At 52.0% G+C, this 17,233-nt stretch carries 17 protein-coding genes; 4 read left to right on the forward strand and 13 right to left on the reverse strand.

The genetic code is table 11. The annotated features are described in order from the left end of the window. Positions 1 to 51 precede the first annotated feature (51 nt). The 4 genes from VK70_RS12895 to VK70_RS12910 all read right to left on the reverse strand — a co-directional run bounded on the left by VK70_RS12895 (position 52) and on the right by VK70_RS12910 (position 4,666). On the reverse strand, positions 52 to 1,605 hold the full coding sequence (locus VK70_RS12895; protein WP_036642852.1) for an N-acetylmuramoyl-L-alanine amidase: 1,554 nt from the start codon (positions 1,603 to 1,605) through the stop codon (positions 52 to 54). 211 nt (positions 1,606 to 1,816) lie between these two features. Continuing rightward, entirely contained in the window at positions 1,817 to 2,419 is a 603-nt protein-coding gene (leuD, locus tag VK70_RS12900) for a 3-isopropylmalate dehydratase small subunit (protein ID WP_025699820.1), read from the reverse strand. 30 nt (positions 2,420 to 2,449) lie between these two features. After that, positions 2,450 to 3,874: a 3-isopropylmalate dehydratase large subunit gene (gene leuC / locus VK70_RS12905; RefSeq protein ID WP_025699821.1), complete on the reverse strand. Its 1,425-nt coding sequence runs from the start codon at positions 3,872 to 3,874 to the stop codon at positions 2,450 to 2,452. Between the two features lie 156 nt (positions 3,875 to 4,030). Further along, the gene (locus tag VK70_RS12910) at positions 4,031 to 4,666 is read right to left on the reverse strand and encodes a flavodoxin family protein (protein ID WP_025699823.1); all 636 of its coding nucleotides are present in this window, start codon (positions 4,664 to 4,666) and stop codon (positions 4,031 to 4,033) included. Positions 4,667 to 4,869: 203 nt separating this feature from the next. On the opposite strand from VK70_RS12910, the gene VK70_RS12915 reads away from it, so the two are divergent. Beyond that, a complete protein-coding gene (locus tag VK70_RS12915; RefSeq protein WP_025699825.1) occupies positions 4,870 to 5,781 on the forward strand; it encodes a LysR family transcriptional regulator in 912 nt (303 codons plus the stop codon). A gap of 97 nt (positions 5,782 to 5,878) precedes the next feature. Here the strand turns inward: VK70_RS12915 and VK70_RS12920 are convergent, their stop codons facing one another. After that, positions 5,879 to 6,076, reverse strand: a complete 198-nt coding sequence (locus VK70_RS12920; protein ID WP_025699826.1) for a hypothetical protein — start codon at positions 6,074 to 6,076, stop codon at positions 5,879 to 5,881. A gap of 418 nt (positions 6,077 to 6,494) precedes the next feature. On the opposite strand from VK70_RS12920, the gene proB reads away from it, so the two are divergent. The 3 genes from proB (at position 6,495) to proC (ending at position 9,831) form a co-directional block, all read left to right on the forward strand. Next, entirely contained in the window at positions 6,495 to 7,601 is a 1,107-nt protein-coding gene (proB, locus tag VK70_RS12925; protein ID WP_025699828.1) for a glutamate 5-kinase, read from the forward strand. A gap of 67 nt (positions 7,602 to 7,668) precedes the next feature. Then, complete coding sequence (locus VK70_RS12930) at positions 7,669 to 8,916, forward strand: glutamate-5-semialdehyde dehydrogenase (RefSeq protein WP_046723348.1); 1,248 nt, start codon at positions 7,669 to 7,671, stop codon at positions 8,914 to 8,916. 30 nt (positions 8,917 to 8,946) lie between these two features. Beyond that, positions 8,947 to 9,831, forward strand: coding sequence for a pyrroline-5-carboxylate reductase (gene proC / locus VK70_RS12935; protein WP_025699021.1), 885 nt, complete (start codon positions 8,947 to 8,949; stop codon positions 9,829 to 9,831). 124 nt (positions 9,832 to 9,955) lie between these two features. On the opposite strand, the gene VK70_RS12940 is transcribed toward proC, so the two are convergent. The 8 genes from VK70_RS12940 to VK70_RS12975 form a co-directional block, all read right to left on the reverse strand. Beyond that, positions 9,956 to 10,672: a hypothetical protein gene (locus tag VK70_RS12940; RefSeq protein ID WP_052756006.1), complete on the reverse strand. Its 717-nt coding sequence runs from the start codon at positions 10,670 to 10,672 to the stop codon at positions 9,956 to 9,958. Beyond that, positions 10,669 to 11,778 (reverse strand): membrane protein, encoded by a 1,110-nt coding sequence (locus VK70_RS12945; RefSeq protein WP_025695638.1) that lies wholly within the window; start codon positions 11,776 to 11,778, stop codon positions 10,669 to 10,671. Before VK70_RS12945 ends, VK70_RS12940 begins: the two co-directional genes overlap by 4 nt. Before the next feature lie 13 nt (positions 11,779 to 11,791). Then, positions 11,792 to 12,280 (reverse strand): hypothetical protein, encoded by a 489-nt coding sequence (locus VK70_RS12950; protein WP_046723351.1) that lies wholly within the window; start codon positions 12,278 to 12,280, stop codon positions 11,792 to 11,794. Next, entirely contained in the window at positions 12,277 to 12,810 is a 534-nt protein-coding gene (locus tag VK70_RS12955) for an RNA polymerase sigma factor (protein ID WP_233277684.1), read from the reverse strand. Before VK70_RS12955 ends, VK70_RS12950 begins: the two co-directional genes overlap by 4 nt. 193 nt (positions 12,811 to 13,003) lie before the next feature. After that, positions 13,004 to 13,729, reverse strand: coding sequence for a DnaD domain protein (locus VK70_RS12960; RefSeq protein ID WP_046723353.1), 726 nt, complete (start codon positions 13,727 to 13,729; stop codon positions 13,004 to 13,006). 16 nt (positions 13,730 to 13,745) lie between these two features. Further along, positions 13,746 to 15,041 carry an asparagine--tRNA ligase gene (gene asnS / locus VK70_RS12965; RefSeq protein ID WP_046723355.1) on the reverse strand — a complete coding sequence of 432 codons (1,296 nt, stop codon included), beginning with the start codon at positions 15,039 to 15,041 and terminating at the stop codon, positions 13,746 to 13,748. 111 nt (positions 15,042 to 15,152) lie between these two features. Next, complete coding sequence (locus tag VK70_RS12970) at positions 15,153 to 16,358, reverse strand: acetate kinase (protein ID WP_025698290.1); 1,206 nt, start codon at positions 16,356 to 16,358, stop codon at positions 15,153 to 15,155. Then, positions 16,355 to 17,227, reverse strand: a complete 873-nt coding sequence (locus VK70_RS12975; protein WP_025698291.1) for a 3-hydroxyacyl-CoA dehydrogenase family protein — start codon at positions 17,225 to 17,227, stop codon at positions 16,355 to 16,357. The genes VK70_RS12970 and VK70_RS12975 overlap by 4 nt, the downstream gene beginning before the upstream one ends. Positions 17,228 to 17,233: the final 6 nt, after the last annotated feature.

Below are 17,233 nucleotides of genomic sequence, written 5' to 3' on the forward strand. Positions count from 1 at the left end.
TCCAGCCTATCCGGCGTCTAAGTAGATCGCTGCTCCTTACTAGAAATGAGCCTAAATTCCTAAATATTCAATAATGCCTGCCGCAATTTCCCGAGCCAGTGAATCCTGAAGATCATTGGAAAAAAGCTTCGATTCATCTGACGTATTTGTCAGATAGCCTGACTCCAGCAGCACTGCCGGCATTGAGGTTTCCCTGGTCACATGATAGCTCCTCGTCCTAACCCCGTTGTCCTTGAAGCCGGTTGCCTTCACCAGATGCTTATGCATAACACTGGCTAACGGAAGACTGTCACTGCGGGTGTAATAGGTTTCGCTGCCGTTAACCTTGTACCAATTGGGGGCTGTCCTATCTATCGCATTCGCATGCAGCGATACGAAGAGATTCGCTCCAGCCGCTTCCGCGATATCAACACGATCCTGCAGACCAAGCGTAATATCCTCTGTCCGCGTGTACACAACCGTCACGCGCCCATCGCTCTGCAGCAGAGCTCCAGCCTTTTGAATGACCGCCAGATTGAAGTCTTTCTCCTTCCGTCCTGCCGGGCTAACCGCACCTGAAGCCGAACCGCCATGTCCGGCGTCCAGCACAACCATGGGGTTGCCGCTGCCGCCGCTAGTGGCGCCTCCAGTATCACTTGCATTCAAATCAACGGTGATAAGACCTGTGCTGTCATCAACGCTTAGCCGATAAGGCAATTTTTCCGTCGTCTGAATTTCAAACCGGACGGTGGAAGGAGCGGTACCTGACAACGAATATCCGATAGCGGCTATCAGCGGATATCCCGAAACATCAAGCGTACCTTGGGCAGCTCCTGAGACCGGTCCTCCCCCCGCGAAATCGGACGCCAGCGAAGTGCCCGGCAGCTCCACGATAATTCGGCTCGGATTATCCAGCGTCGTAATATTCGGCTTGACTTTACCGCTAACGGCAATAACCAGTTGATTCGCGCTAAAATCCGCCCCTTTTACCTGTACCGGCGCGCCTGCTGCATTTCCGGCAGAAGACTGAGTAGGCCCGGGCGGTGATGAAGCTGCCCCTGCTACCGTGCCGGTAGTCTGCGACGGCACAGGTGTAGGCGCCGGCGAACTGACGGCCGGACTTGCGGGCGGAGAAGGCACAGCAGCCGGAGAGGTTTCAGGCCCAGCCGGGCTAGGATCTGAAGAATTCCCGGACAGATAGACGATTTTCTCCTTATTGTCCCAGCCGACTCCAAGCCCGAACTGTTCGCCAACGAACCGAATCGGGACGAGAACCGTCCCTCCGGTCTGTTTAGGCGCAGCGTTAAGGCTGAGCGGAACACCGTCCGCATCGGCGTTTTTACTGCCGACAAACAGCTTAATCTCTTTAAAATCCTGACGGATCGTCACTTTACGAATCTTTTGATCCCATAATACTTCATATCCCAGATTCTCCGTTACGACACGGATCGGGATCATGACACTTCCGTTGATGTTCTCGAGCTTAATACCTTGCGGCAGCGCCAGCTCCTGGTTATCCAGCACTATTTTCCCTCGACCTGCCGCCTCCGCGTCTTGCCCGGACCAGACAATCAACACCAGCAGGGGCAACAGCAGCGCGAACATTTTCAGACAAGCCTTCGTCATTCTCTTCTCCCCTTACTCCCTAATTGCAGAATCACTGCGATAAACTCCTGACGCGGGTATTTGCCAAAAGTTACACATCAAACAGCAATTCTAGCCGTGATGTTTATACATTCTGCTATTATAACAAAAAAACTTCCATTTCCGGTGCAGGAAATGGAAGTTTTGTGTAAAAATTTATGAAATTCGTGTGTTTGTTACGCCCAAGCCACTATTAAGCAAAAAGCTTAGCTGCATGCTTCTGCTCATAGGCAGTAATTGCGTCCTCATGCTGCAGCGTCAGACCGATGTCGTCAAGACCTTGCAGCAGGAACTGGCGGCGGTGCTCGTCAATATCGAAGTTGATACTCAGACCATGAGCGTCGCTGATATTGTTGTTCTCGAGATCGACAGTCAGCTCATAGCCTTCATGGGCTGCAGTCCGCTGGAACAGATCTTCCACCTGCTCTTCAGAGAGCTTGATCGGAAGAATGCCGTTCTTGAAGCAGTTGTTGTAAAAAATATCGGCATATGACGATGCGATAATTACCTTAAACCCGTAGTCCAAGATCGCCCACGGAGCATGCTCTCTGGAGGAACCGCAGCCGAAGTTGGCTCTGGAGATCAGGATGGACGCGCCTTTGTAGCGGTCCTGGTTCAGCGCAAATGCCGGATTGTCGTTGCCCGCTTCATCAAAACGCCATTCAAAGAACAGAAATTGTCCGAAACCTGTCCGTTCAATCCGTTTGAGGAACTGCTTCGGAATAATGGCATCCGTATCGACATTGACCCGGTCGACAGGTCCGACAATCCCGGTTAATTTCTTAAAAGCTTCCATCTATATTACCCTCCCGATTATCTCGAATTCTTATGAGCTGACGGCTTCCGTCTTGTAGTTCCAATCCCGCACATCCGTGAAGCGGCCTTTGATCGCAGCTGCGGCAGCCATTGCAGGCGAGACAAGATGTGTGCGTCCCCCGCGTCCTTGGCGGCCTTCAAAGTTCCGGTTGGAGGTCGACGCGCAGCGCTCTCCCGGCTGCAGAATGTCAGGGTTCATCGCCAGACACATGCTGCATCCCGCTTCGCGCCATTCAAAACCGGCTTCCGTGAAAATTTTGTCCAGACCTTCCTTCTCGGCCAGAGCTTTTACTCTTCCCGAACCCGGTACGACAATAGCCGTTACGTTCTCCGATACCTTGTGGCCCTTGGCAACCTCAGCCGCCGCGCGCAAATCCTCGATCCGGCCATTGGTACAGGAACCGATGAAGACATAATCGATGGCAATTTCGGAAATTGGTGTTCCAGGCTTCAAATCCATGTATTCCAGCGCCTTTTCAGCCGCTTTGCGTTCATTCTCGGTAGCAAAATCAGCCGGATTCGGCACCGTAGACGTAATGTCGGTACCCATACCCGGGCTTGTGCCCCAAGTTACTTGCGGAATCAGCGAGTCCACTGCAAACTCGACAACCGTGTCGAACTCCGCACCTTCGTCAGTAACCAGCTCTTTCCAAGCAGCAACAGCCTCGTCAAAAGCGGCGCCTTGCGGAACATATTGACGGCCGCGCAGATATTCGAATGTCTTCTCGTCAGGAGCGATCATGCCAGCTCTGGCTCCGGCTTCGATCGACATGTTGCAGACGGTCATCCGCTCTTCCATCGACAGCTCGCTGATGGATTCACCGGTGTATTCAATGACATAACCCGTTGCAAAATCCGTGCCGTATTTGGCAATAAGTCCGAGGATCATGTCTTTCGCCGTTACGCCCGGGTTGCGTTTGCCGACAAAGCGGACTTCCATCGTCTTCGCTTTGGCCTGCTGCAAACACTGGGTCGCCATAACATGCTCCACTTCGCTTGTGCCGATACCGAAAGCAAGGGCTCCGAAAGCGCCGTGGGTCGAAGTATGGCTGTCTCCGCAGACGATCGTTTTGCCGGGATGTGTAAGTCCCAGTTCCGGCCCCATGACGTGCACGACCCCATTGTCAATATCGTCAAGACCGAACAGCTTCACTCCGAAATCGGCGCAGTTCTTCGTGAGTGTATCGATCTGCTGCTTGGAAATCGGGTCCGTAATGTTGAAACGGTCTGTAGTAGGAACGTTGTGGTCCATCGTTGCAAAAGTCAGTTCCGGGCGGCGAATCTTGCGTCCGCTCAGACGAAGCCCTTCAAAAGCCTGGGGCGATGTTACCTCGTGCACCAGTTGCAAGTCGATATATAGAATGCTAGGTTTCCCTTCCTCTTGATAGATAACGTGATTGTCCCAGATTTTCTCGAACATTGTTTTCTTGCCCATGATTTCACCTCGTCATAGATTCGTTCATCTGTAAGGAAAAATAGATTTCCCCTTGGAATGATCTAAATATAACATGAGGTTGTTTATTACGCCAAGATATAATATCTATAATTCTTATAGGTAAATATTATAAGGATTCTTTCCACTCTACTCCCCTTAACGAATAAAATTAGTAAATATTTTTTCTTCTCTTTCAGGCTTCTTTACATTTCCTTCACCGTTTTCTATCAACTTCATAAGCCATGCCATATTTTTACCAAGTATCCTCATGATTTGAATCCCTTCTTGATCCTGCATTACCTCCCCTGGAGCTGTTCCGTTAATAACATTCCAATAATTTGAAGTAGGCATAAGCATTTCCGAATGATTGATGTAGTTGTTTAACTGGTCGAACGTTGGAATTCCGCCTGCACGTCTTACTGCCACAACTGATACACCAACTTTATGTCTTAACATGCTGTCATTGGCTTCTGTAACACGAAAAGCTCTATCCAAAAATGATTTCATTGTTCCAGCAATGGCGGAATAGTGAACGGGTGACCCTAAAATTATTCCATCAGCTTCTTTCATCTTTTCAATCCATTCATTAACTGGATCAGTCGTGATAATACACTTTTCATTTTTATTTTTTATGCATTTTTTACAAGCAATACATCCTCTAACAGGTTTATTCCCAACGTGAACTATTTCTGTTTCTATGCCTTCTTTTTCAAGTTCATCAGTAACTATTTTTATTCCATGATAAGTATTTCCTGCTTTGGTAGGACTTCCGTTAAAAGCTACAACTTTCATTAAAAATTCCTCCCTTAGATAACCTTAATTTTTTCACACCATAATAATTACAATTTTCCACAAACAAATACTGAACGTTTAGTTTACATACTATATAATATACTGAACGTATAGTATTGTAAAGTGTATTTTTTTAATATATATTCGGCCTGTTTTATAGGTTATGCTTATAAGAGGATGAATTTTAGAAGGAGACCGCGAGTATGGAACTCAGACAACTGCTTTATGTGCTGCAAATCGCCAATGAACGGAATTTCTCAAGGGCTGCGGAGAAACTCCATATCGCCCAGCCCTCGCTGAGCCAGCAGCTTTCCAAGCTTGAGAAGGAGCTCGGCGTAATGCTGTTCCAGCGGAACACGAGCACCGTTGAGCTTACCCATGCGGGAAGGAAATTTGTGGATCAGGCGCAAATCATTATCGATGCGGTTGAGCTGCTTCGCCAGGAAATGAATGATATATCGGAGCTTCGCACTGGACGTGTTGTTGTCGGCAGCATGCCGATTACGGGAGCCCACCTGCTGCCTTATGTGCTGCCGGTATTTAAGCGGAAATACCCGGAGATAGATATTACGCTGCTGGAGGATTCCTCGATGAATCTGGAAAAGCTGACCGCAAGCGGCCAGACCGATCTCAGCCTGCTATCTCTGCCGCTGGAGATTCCCGCGCTGGCCTATGAAATTCTTGGCGAGGAGCGCATTGATCTCGCGGTTCCGCCGGAGCATCCTTTGGCGGCGCGCCTGTCCACCGGCAGGAGAACGTCAATGGAGGAACTAAAAGGGGAATCGTTCATTGTTCTGAAAGAAGGCCAAGGCTTTCGTAAAATGACAATGGACCTGTGCCGGGAGGCCGGATTCGATCCATCCATTGTTTTCGAGAGCAATAATATGGAAACCATCCAATCGCTCGTGGCGGCAGGCATGGGCGTGACGCTGGTTCCCCGCTTTATTTCCCGCGCTCCGCGCAGCGAGTTTGTACCCGTCTATTTGCCTTTAGCCGAGCCAGTGCCCAGCCGAACTTTGGTCGTCGCCTACCGCAGGGGGCGCTATCTGTCCAAAGCAGCCGAAGCTTTTATCCACACGTTCCAAACAACCGTAGCCGAGCTTGCGCAGGAATGACATCAGAGAGGCTTCAAAACAGCTTGCTGAGGCTGCGGCAAAAAGCCGCCCATCACTTAGCAAGCGATGAGCGGCTTTGATTATTTTACAGTTGACCTTAGTTCTGGTATTTACGGAAATTCCGCTCGGAAATGAAATGGTTCTGAGTATCAGGCACATGCGAGGTATCTTCGTCAACCGGTCCTCTTGAATGGGGGCTGCCGGTCTCTTCCTCGATAAATTCGCGCATAGTCTGCCGCTGCTCCTCCAGCGTCTCTTTTCTTTCTTCAAGCTTCCGCAGGTTATCTTTATTCAATGGTTCCACCTCCTGATCACGGAATAGATCTATTTTGCCCGCTCGCCGGAAGGTTAAACATTTTCGGGTGCCGGTCTTTTCGAAGGTAATAGCTTGAACTCTCTTGGCAAACTTGGCTCCTCATGGTATTCTAGTTGTCAAATAGGCAAACGTGCAGACGGGACCAGTACGAACGAGTCTACCGCGCCAGAGAGTAAATTCCGATAGGCTGAAAGAATTTACCGCGGCTAACGTTCCGAATCCTACCCCCGAACGGCCTGCTCCGCAGGACGGATTCCTCCCGTTACGAGGCTAAAGTCGGATGATCCCTCATCAATGAAGGTGGTACCGCGGAAGTGAACCCAGCTTTCGTCCTTTGCTCAGTCTAAGGATGGGGGCTTTTTTGTTGTTCAATATGGATAATAGGAAGTGAAAGGCAATGTCTACACGATTAGTGGTCAAAATCGGCAGCAGCTCGCTGACCGCAGCCGAGGGCGGGCTTAACCGCGACGCGGTCGCCTTTTTCGCATCCGAAATCGCGGATTTAAGGCGCAGCGGCTGCGAAGTGCTGCTGGTAACCTCCGGGGCGGTTGCCGCTGGCTTCCGCAGCATCGGTTATCCTGCGCGTCCCAAACTGCTCCATGAGAAGCAGGCCGCCGCAGCCGTGGGCCAGGCGCTATTGATGCAGGCCTACCAGGAAGCATTCTCCGCGCACGGTCTGACCGCTGCTCAAATTCTGCTGACCCGCACGGATTTCCGCAGCCGGCGCGCGATGAACAACGCCTCAATGACCGTCGAAGAGCTGCTGAGGCAGGGCGTCGTTCCGATATTCAATGAGAATGACACGGTATCCGTCGACGAACTGAAATTCGGCGATAACGATATGCTCTCCGCTCTGGTCGCCAACCTACTCAAAGCCTCGCGCCTGCTGATGCTTACGGATATCGACGGTTTGTATAGCAGTGATCCGCGCAGCAATCCGGATGCCGTGCGCTACCGGCTTATCGAGCAGATTACGCCGGAAATCTATTCGATTGCCGGAGGAGCCGGGTCGTCTGTTGGCACAGGCGGCATGCGCTCCAAGATCGACGCCGCCAAAATCGCCACCCGAGGAGGCGTGCCCGTCTTTGTGGGACGCGTCACCGAACCCGGTGATCTGCGGCAGGCGGTCAAGGACGAAGGCAAGGGCACGTACTTTGCCACAACGCTGTCTTCCCTCCCCGTCAAGAAGCAATGGCTCGGCTTCATGTCCACTCCGCTTGGCTCGCTGATTGTCGACGCCGGAGCGGAGGAAGCGCTGGTTCACGGCGGGCACAGCCTGCTGCCGGTAGGTGTTAGGGAGGTTCAGGGCAGCTTTCATGCCGGAGATGTCGTTGAAGTGCTCGGTCCCGATTCCAAGCTGCTCGGCCGCGGTATCGTGAATTACGACGACGCTCAGCTGCGCATCATCCGGGGACTGCCCAGCGGAGAGGTCATTCGCCAGCTTGGAGAAGAAGTTCACCGGCTTGAGGTCATTCACAGGGATGAATGGATCACGTTGAAATAAACAATTTCCGCTGTGAAACCTTTTTGCTTGAAATGTTATGATCCAATTTGTATAAGGGGGAAAGATGATGAGTGAAGTTGCAAGCAAAGCGGCCTTTGCAAAACGTGCGGCAGGGGCGCTCGGCAGACTGACTACCGGGCAGAAGAACGAAGCGCTGCTCGTAATGGCAGACGCGCTGCGGCGGGAAGCTGCCGCAATTATCGAGGCTAACGCCGAGGATCTGGAACGGGGTAGACAAAGCGGCACGCCGCAATCCATGCTGGACCGGCTGTCGCTGGATACCGAGCGGATCGACGCAATCGCCGAGGGACTTCAGCAAATCGCCGTTCTTCCCGATCCGGTCGGGGATACTCTTGAATCGCTGGAGCGCCCGAACGGTCTGATCATTGAGAAAATCCGTGTTCCGCTCGGAGTTATCGGCATTATTTATGAAGCCCGCCCGAACGTTACGGTTGATGCCGCCGGTCTATGCCTGAAGACGGGTAATGCCGTCGTGCTGCGGGGCGGCTCAGCCGCTCTCTCATCCAACCGCAAAATCGTCGAGGTGCTGCATGCCGCTCTGGCTGGGACGAACATCCCTCCTAACGCGCTGCAGCTTATTGAGGACCCGAACCGTTCGTCCGTTGACGAAATGCTCAAGCTGAACGGTCTGCTTGACGTAATTATCCCGCGCGGCGGCAGCTCGCTTATTCAGAATGTTGTCAAGAACGCCACGGTTCCCGTCATTGAGACGGGCGCAGGCATCTGTCATACGTATCTGGATGCCAGCGCCGTGCCCGCAATGGCTGAATCCATCAGCCTGAACGCCAAAGTGCAGCGTCCCTCCGTCTGTAATTCGATGGAGACTCTGCTCGTTCACCGGAGCTTCGCGGCAGAGCATCTGACCGCGCTTGGAGAAGCTTTCCGAAGCGCCAAGGTGGAGCTTCGGGGATGCTCCCGGACACGGACGCTCATTCCATGGGCGCTCCCGGTTACCGAGGAGAATTTTGCAACTGAATATAACGATTATATCCTCAACATTAAAGTAGTAGACGGAATTGATGAAGCGCTGGAACATATCGCCCGGTATGGCACGAAGCATTCCGAGTGCATTGTGACAGAGGATGAAGAGAGCGCCGAAAGGTTCCAAGATGAAGTCGATGCTGCCGCAGTCTACCATAATGCGTCTACCCGCTTCACCGACGGCTTCGAATTCGGATACGGCGCTGAGATTGGGATCAGCACCCAGAAGCTGCATGCCCGCGGACCGATGGGTCTGCCTGCGCTGACTTCTACCAAATACAAAATTTACGGCAACGGACAAATCCGGAGCTAGCCCTTATCCGCCAAGGAGGAACTTAAGACGATGTGTCAACAAACCGCTAAGCCTTTAATTGATCATAAGGTCGTTTTTCACGGAGCCGGCTCCATGGCAGAAGCGATCGTCCGCGGTCTGATCGCCCGCTCCGTCATCTATGCCGATAATATCATTATGCTTAACCGCAGCAGCAGCGAACGTCTGGCTGAACTGCGTTCCCGCTACGGCGTCAACGGGAGCAACAACCCCGAACATAAAAACGAATATTTGCGTACATCCCCGGTGATTGTGCTTGCTATGAAGCCCAAGGATGCGGCGGCGGCGATTCGGGACCTCGCACCGCTGCTCACGGACGGGCAGTTAATCGTTTCCGTCATTGCAGGCCTGTCCATCCGCACGATTCAGGGACTGCTCGGCAAGAAACAGCCTGTTGTCCGCACCATGCCGAACACCTCCAGCTCAATCGGTCTTGGCGCAACAGGCATTGCCTTCTCCAAGGAAGTGTCTGAAGAACAACGGAAGCTTGCACTTAATATCTTCGAGGCGGTCGGGCTTACGACCGTGATCGATGAAGAGCGCATGGAAACGCTGACCGGCATCTCCGGCAGCGGTCCCGCTTACATCTATTACATGATGGAAGCGATGATTGCCGCCGGCATCCGCGGCGGCCTGTCCAAGGAACAGAGCGCCGAATTGACCGTTCAGACGGTGCTCGGCGCGGCCCGCATGGTGCAGCAGACAGGGGAAGAACCCGCAGCCCTCCGTAAGAAGGTCACTTCTCCAGGCGGCTCCACCCAGGCGGCGCTGGAAGTGCTCGACAAGGGTGATTTTTTTGAAACGGTGATTGCGGCGGTCAGTCGCTGCGCAGAACGTTCGCGTGAGATGGGAGCCGCGCTGGAAGCGGAGTTGGCTGCAGAAGGCGAGCGCAACTAGGAGGATATACCAACAGCAGTAACAGAGGACAATAAGAACCGCTATAAGGCCTTCGAAGGAGACCTTATAGCGGTTCTTTCAGCTTTTTGTCATACATTTCCGGGTAGCAAGGCTCAGCTTCACTCTAGCGCTCCAAGATATTTCCTCTGCTGTCTCTTACTATAACCTTAATTCCCGCCGGAGCCGCTATTGTAACGTCTAGCCCGGACCTGGAACGGTCCAGGGCATGGCTCGGTGTGTCTCCTAGCAGAAGGTAAACCGTGTCCCCAGTCCTTTCGCTCCGCACAAGATTCTTCTCAAGCTCTGAATCCAGGCGTTCGCTACCCGACCAGTACGAACCAAATGTAAACCATTCTTTACCAGTTGTCTGATCTACCTTAACTTTGTATGGATTATCGCCCTGCACAATAATTTTGCCGATTCCATTAGCAGAACTTCGCGTCTCCGGCAACGAATACTGGTACTCGTGTGAACTCACAGCGCTGCGGATTTCCCCAGTAAGCCCCAGAGAGCCGAGTCCAGCGAACACCAGGCAGCAGATCGAAAGAATACCGACAAAAAAAATGCTAAGCACATCGTAATGAACTTTTCCTTTTCCCCGAAACCATAAAGTGTAGAGAACGATCTCCAAACCAAGCAAAATGAAAACTATCGGATACCAGGCCAGCGCGGTCTCGAATACGTCCACTCCTTTCCACTGCGAGATCATGATGAGGACGCCAAGAAACAATAAATTGAGCCCCATGGACAGCGATCCGACACGCCAATATCGAACCCTGATTTCCTTCGCCTCGGGGATAATCCCTTTGGCTTCAGTCCGTTCTTCCGCTACACTATTCATGAAGGACCTCCTTTTCTTTTAACCACGCCGCCTTTTCTGCTGCCCGCGAGCAGCTTGAGTCCCCCGCCGATCAACAGAACGGAGACAAGGACTGTCTTAAGGTAAGCATTGACCCGGTACTGTAAATGCCACTCGGGAAACCTTGCATCAAGCGCGGGGATCGCCAAATTGGCCAAGATATAATACATGCCCAGGGCCAGCAGCCCCGCACCAAGCCAGCCTTGATGGTTCAGGAAGCCTTCAATGACAGGCCGGTCCTCTAACGGCTCGCGCCCGTAGCTGCTGACAAGCTGCAGTCCGTCAAAAAGGCTGTAGAACCAGATGATGGGGATCAGGAAGAACAGTAAGGTTAGGCGCAGCAGATCCAGGATATATATGCTCCCCAGGAACAGCAGCATCAGTTGAAGTCCCCTTTTTTGCATTCCAAGATACATTTGTCCGGCTCCGGGGAAAGCAGACAGCAGCGTAGCCAGTACTCTGCTGCGTTTCCCGTCTTCGCGGCCCGCTTCCAAATCTTCAAAGAGTGATCGATCCCGCAGTTCCTCCCCCGCTAGCTTGCGATGGATATGCTGGACCGCGTCGAACATGCAATACAGCCAAATCACCGGGAGAACGCCAAACAGCAGCAGAAAGGCCGAGCTGGAAGTTACACCTGTCAGAAATAGCATGACCGTCATATAGCCGAAAAAGGAGATAAGAAATGACAATCCCCGCTGCATCAGTCCCATATGGAAGTGACCGAGTCCGGGAATAAAGGACAGCAGGATAATCTGAAATCGTTCATTCTCTCCGCGTATCTCCTTTATCTCGTATGGAACTTGAGGGTCAACAAAATCCATTGGATTAGCGGGCCGGGAAGGGTTCTTTAACAGCCCAATGAGCAGATCGAGCATGCTCACAATCCACAGCAGCACAAAAGCGGCTAAGCCGAGACCCATTAATTCATCCTCTCCCATTACGCCCCCTAGAAGAAAGGAAATGAACAACTCTCCGAATGAGATGAGAAAATAAAGGGCGCCCCGAATATAATTTCCGTTATAGAAATGTCCCGCCCCGGGCAAAAAATTCAGAAAAAAAGCCCGCAATTTGTTGCGTTCTCTATGCATAAACTAACTCCTTTCATTGACGTCCGGCAGCCATAAGGCGTTCAAGCCAACCGGTTGTTTTTTGAATTATTTGTTCGCTGTTGAAAGCTGAGCCGTCACCATTCTTCACCACAACGTCCAATTCGCCGGTCATAAGCCGATCAAAGACGCCGGAAGACAAAAATAACAGAGTAAGCGAAGCTGCGACCAGATAATGAATGATCGTCCGGTTATACCAGCGGCTGTGACAGAATTGCAGGCGGTTGCCGTGTTCATGGTCCGGTTCAGATTGATCCGAAAGTGGCGGCAGCCGGTTCATAATGTTCCGGGAGAAAGAAGCCGTATCGTCCAGCGTGGGCAGTTCATCTCCATGCCGATTCAATATGTCCAGATAGGCCGATAAAGCTTCATCTTCCCCTAGCAGTTGCTCCTCCATGGCTTCGCGTTCATCGCGGGTGCCTTGTCCGAATATGTAAGCTAAAGCGGAATGGCGGAGGATTGCCTCTTTTTCGTGTTCACTCATATCCACTCCTCCTTCTTCCAATGGTTCCGGATCCAGTGTCTGGCCCTGTACAATCTTGATTCCACCGACTTAAGCGTGATCCCGAACTCGGCAGCGATTTGCTCGTAATTCTTATGCTCCAGATAATACGCGGTAACCACTTCACGATACCCCTCCGGCAGCCGCTTAATTTCGCTTCGGAGTCGATCATTTCGGTCACGCCGGATCACTGCGGACGGTATATCCTCACTGCCGGAAGGCGCAAATTCAAGCTCAGATTCATCCGCGCATAACCGCTGCTTCATCCGGTCCCGCCTGCGCTTTTCATCTATCGCCTTGTGCAGGGCTATGCGGGTAATCCATGTCTTCAGGCCTTCAAAACGGTAGTTGGGGAGAGATTTGTATATCTGGAGAAAAGCCTCCTGCGCAGTGTCTTCGGCAGCCTTGGCATCCCGCAGCACGGAGTAGGCAACCTTGTATATGTGCTGGCTGTGCGTATCCACAAATTCTCGAAAAGCGCTACCGTCTCCTCGGCAGATTCTCTCAATCAAAAACTCCTCTTCAATGGCTCCCCCCTCCTTCCTCAGCAATTGACGAAGAAACCGGGAACTCCCCCTGCACAATGTACTCAAATTTTTTAGTTGAGCGTATTTCACACGAAAAAGAACCGCAGCGCAAGACTTGTTCAGCCGCGGTTCTTCACTACTCTTGGATCACCAACGAAATGCATACTTTCAGGCCCTACTATCTTCCCCCGCGAAACCGCTGGGAATATGCCTTAACGTCCTGGGCGTTCTTCACCCGGTTCCGGCTCCATTCGAGCAGAATCCTGTCGATATAACGAAAATGTACCTTTCCGGCGAATACGGATTCCTTCAGAGCGAGCAGAATCAGCTCCTCGGGATACCGGTCTTGGTCGAGCCATCCGGAGATCGTCTCGCATTCCATCGGAGAAAGCGGACGGCCAAACTCCTTCTCGAACACAACGAAAAGACTGCGGCTTTCATCTTCTCCAATCGTATCACCGGGTAGAATACTGTCTGTTCCGAGCGGGCCGCCGCTTCGAATTGAACCACGGTTTCCATCAGCTGCTGAAGAATCATTCTGGGACGCGAGATAATAACCCAGCTTATCATACAGTCCTGAGAAGTCATAGCGTTCGTAATGGATACCCTGCCGCTCGTCGCTGCCCGCCACAATCTTTAAGAATCCTTCTTTGATTAGCTTCTGCAGTTCACTGGCAATAACCGAACCGCTGCGTCCGGTAACGGCTTGCAGCTCCTCCAGTGAAGGAAAGTCCTTTCCTTCAATCTGGCGGAAAGAGAGCAGATGTATGAGCAGCAGCGTCTCGCTGCCGGTCAACCCCAGCTTTCGGTAAGCGGTCAGAAGCGTATATGGAATGACAGCCATCCCGCTCTGCAGTCCAAAGGATGCACCACCGCTCCAGCTGTTTCCTTCTTTGCCGTCCATATGCCCCTCCCCTCTCTTAAGGGTAGAGACGGTACAGCATCCGCGGGAACGGAATGGTCTCGCGCACATGATCCAATCCGCAAATCCAGGCTACCGTCCGTTCCAGGCCAAGCCCGAAACCGGAATGAGGAACAGAGCCATACGTCCGAAGATCCATGTACCATTTGTACGTATCCAGTGACAGCTCATGCTCCTTAAAGCGTTCCTCCAGCAGCTTGGGATCGTCGATACGCTGTGATCCGCCGATAATTTCCCCGTAACCTTCCGGAGCAATCATATCCGCGCACAGTACAACATCAGGACGATTCGGATCGGGCTTCATATAGAAAGCCTTAATTCCGGCCGGATAATGTGTAATGAATACCGGCTTATCGTATTCTTCCGCGATTGCCGTTTCATGCGGTGCGCCGAAGTCCTCTCCCCAAGGGATATCGAAGCCTTTATCATTCAGGAATTTGATCGCGTCGTCATATGTGATGCGCGGGAATGGAGCCTTAATATTTTCCAGCTTGGAAATATCGCGGCCCACCGCCTCAAGCTCCTGACGGCAGTTCTTTAGGACAGACTGCACGACATGACTGATGAACTCTTCCTGAATGCGCAGGCTTTCTTCATGCTCCGTAAAAGCCATCTCCGGCTCGATCATCCAGAACTCGATCAAGTGACGGCGGGTTTTCGATTTCTCCGCGCGGAAGGTCGGTCCGAACGAGTATACGCGGCCAAGCGCCATCGCCGCCGCTTCCATATAGAGCTGTCCGCTCTGCGTCAAATAGGCGTCTTCCTCAAAGTACTTGGTGTGGAACAGATTAGTCGTTCCCTCCGCCGATGTCGGGGTCAGGATCGGAGGATCGACAAGGGTAAAGCCGTTAATGTCGAAATACTCCTGAACCGCCCGGATAATTTCCGCCCGGATTACAAGTATCGCTCGCTGCTTCGAGGAGCGGAGCCACAGATGCCGGTGATCCATTAGGAAGTCGACGCCATGCTCCTTCGGTGTAATCGGATAATTCTCGGTCAGGTGCAGAATCTCGATTCCAGTCACCGTCATCTCAAATCCCGACTGGCTGCGGGGTTCTTCGCGGATAGTCCCTGTGACGTACAGGGAGCTTTCCTGGGTCAGACTTTTAGCGGCGGTCCAGACCTCCTCCGGTACCTCTGATTTTACGACGACGCCCTGAATATAACCGGTTCCGTCTCGAAGCTGCAGGAACTGGATTTTGCCGCTGGAACGTTTGTTATTTACCCAGCAGCCAATGACGACGCTTTCTCCAACATGATCCTTCACGCCCCGGATAACAGTTTTGCTAGCCATGCCATCAATCTCTCCTCTATAGAAGTGCAGTAGGGTAAAGGGTCCGACAGCCAAAGACCGCTAATGGGCCTTTGGCTGTGGAATCCTCTTGCTATTTACTATTGTAACTCTTTACGCTTGTTCTTGCACGATGCGAAGCGTATCGCGGGCGATAACGAGCTCTTCGTTGGTCGGAACGACAAGCACTTCCACCTTGGAGCCGCTAGCGGAAATGCGGCGAGGATCGCCGGAGCGGACCTTGTTCGCTTCTTTGTCAAGTTCGATTCCAAGGAAAGTCAGGTTGCTCAGAACCTTCTCGCGAAGCAATGACGCATTCTCGCCTACGCCAGCCGTGAAGACGATGACGTCAACGCCGTCCATCGCAGCCGCATAGGCGCCGATGTATTTGCGCAGACGGTATTCATACATTTCAAAGGCCAATGTGGTATTCGGTTCGCCTTTCTCGTAGCCATCAATGATATCGCGCATGTCGCTGCTTGTTCCGGAAATGGCAAGCAAGCCGCTGTGCTTATTGAGCATGGAGCTGGCTTCGCCGGAAGTAAGCTCTTCCTTGTTCATGACATAAGGAACGATCGCCGGGTCGATATCGCCGCTGCGCGTGCCCATCATGAGACCTTCCAGCGGGGTCATGCCCATCGAAGTATCAACAGAAATCCCGCCTTGAACGGCGGTAACGCTGGCACCGTTGCCGATGTGGCAGGTGATAATTTTGAGGTCTTCCAGCGGACGCCCAAGGTACTCGGCCGCAGCCTTGCTTACAAAATCATGGGACGTACCGTGCGCGCCATAACGGCGAACTTTGTACTTGTTGTACAGCACTCTCGGAATGGCGTACATATAAGCTTTTTCCGGCATAGTCTGATGGAACGCGGTGTCGAATACGACAACCTGAGGAACACCCGGCATATTGACTTCCGAAGCGGTAATCCCCATAACGGCCGCCGGGTTATGTAGCGGCGCAAGGTCGAACAGCCGGCGGATTTCCGATTTGGCCGCCCCGTCTACCAGTGCCGACGCCTTAAAAGTCTCACCGCCGTGAACGACGCGGTGACCGACGGCATTGATCTCTTGGATGGAGTCGATCACGCCATGCTCCTTGTCGGTCAGATTGGCCAATACTTTACGGATTGCCGTCGTATGTTCCAGAATCTCGCTTACTTCGGTAACTTCCTGTTTGCCTGTCGGCTTATGGGTCAGGATCGAGGAATCCATGCCAATGCGCTCAACCAATCCTTTGGCCAGCACGGATTCATCCGTCATGTCATAAAGCTGATATTTCAAAGAAGAAGAACCTGCGTTAATTACTAGTACCTTCATATACGGTCACCATCCTTGTCATACTTGAAGAAGCCTTCGCCCGATTTCATGCCCAGTTGTCCCGCACGCACCATCTTTTTCAGAATAGTCGAAGGGCGGTATTTCAGTTCGCCGTACTCGCGGAACATGCGCTCCAGAGCGGCAAGCACCGAATCAAGGCCAAAGCGGTCAGCCATTTCAAGCGGGCCGTATTGGAACTGGTAGCCGATACGCATAGCATCGTCGATATCTTCCGGGGAAGCGACGCCCTCTTGCAGAACATGCATAGCTTCATTAATGAACAGACAAATGAGGCGTGAAGTTACAAATCCCGGGGATTCGTAGATCATTACGCCTTTCTTCTCAACAACATCGTCAACAAAAGCTTTAGTATTCTCAAATGTCGAATCGGACGTCTTAAGACCGCGTACGATTTCTACGACGTCCACCTTGGCGACCGGGTAAATGAAGTGCATGCCGATGACACGTTCAGGGTACATCGTGGAGCTTGCAAGCTCCGTCAAGCTGAGCGTGGACGTGTTGCTGGCAAGAATAATATTGTTCGGACATACCTGGTCGAGCTGATTAAATACTTTTTTCTTCTCTTCCAGATCCTCAATTATAGTTTCGATGACCATATCGCAGGAGCTGAGTTCCGCGAAATGTGTTACTTTTTGGATACGGCCAAGGATAAGCTTCTTCTCCGCCTGGGTGATTGCCCATTTCTCCAGTTGTTTATCGAGACTCGTCTCAATCATGCTGTAAGAATAGTCCAATTTTTCCGGCGTTTTCTCTACCAGCAGGACATCCAGACCCTTGGCTGCCAACATTTCGGCAATCCCTTGTCCCATCGTGCCTCCGCCGATGACACCGATTTTCTTAAAATTCATAAAAAG

Origin of the sequence: Paenibacillus durus ATCC 35681, assembly GCF_000993825.1 — a bacterium.
GTDB lineage: Bacteria > Bacillota > Bacilli > Paenibacillales > Paenibacillaceae > Paenibacillus_AQ > Paenibacillus_AQ durus_B.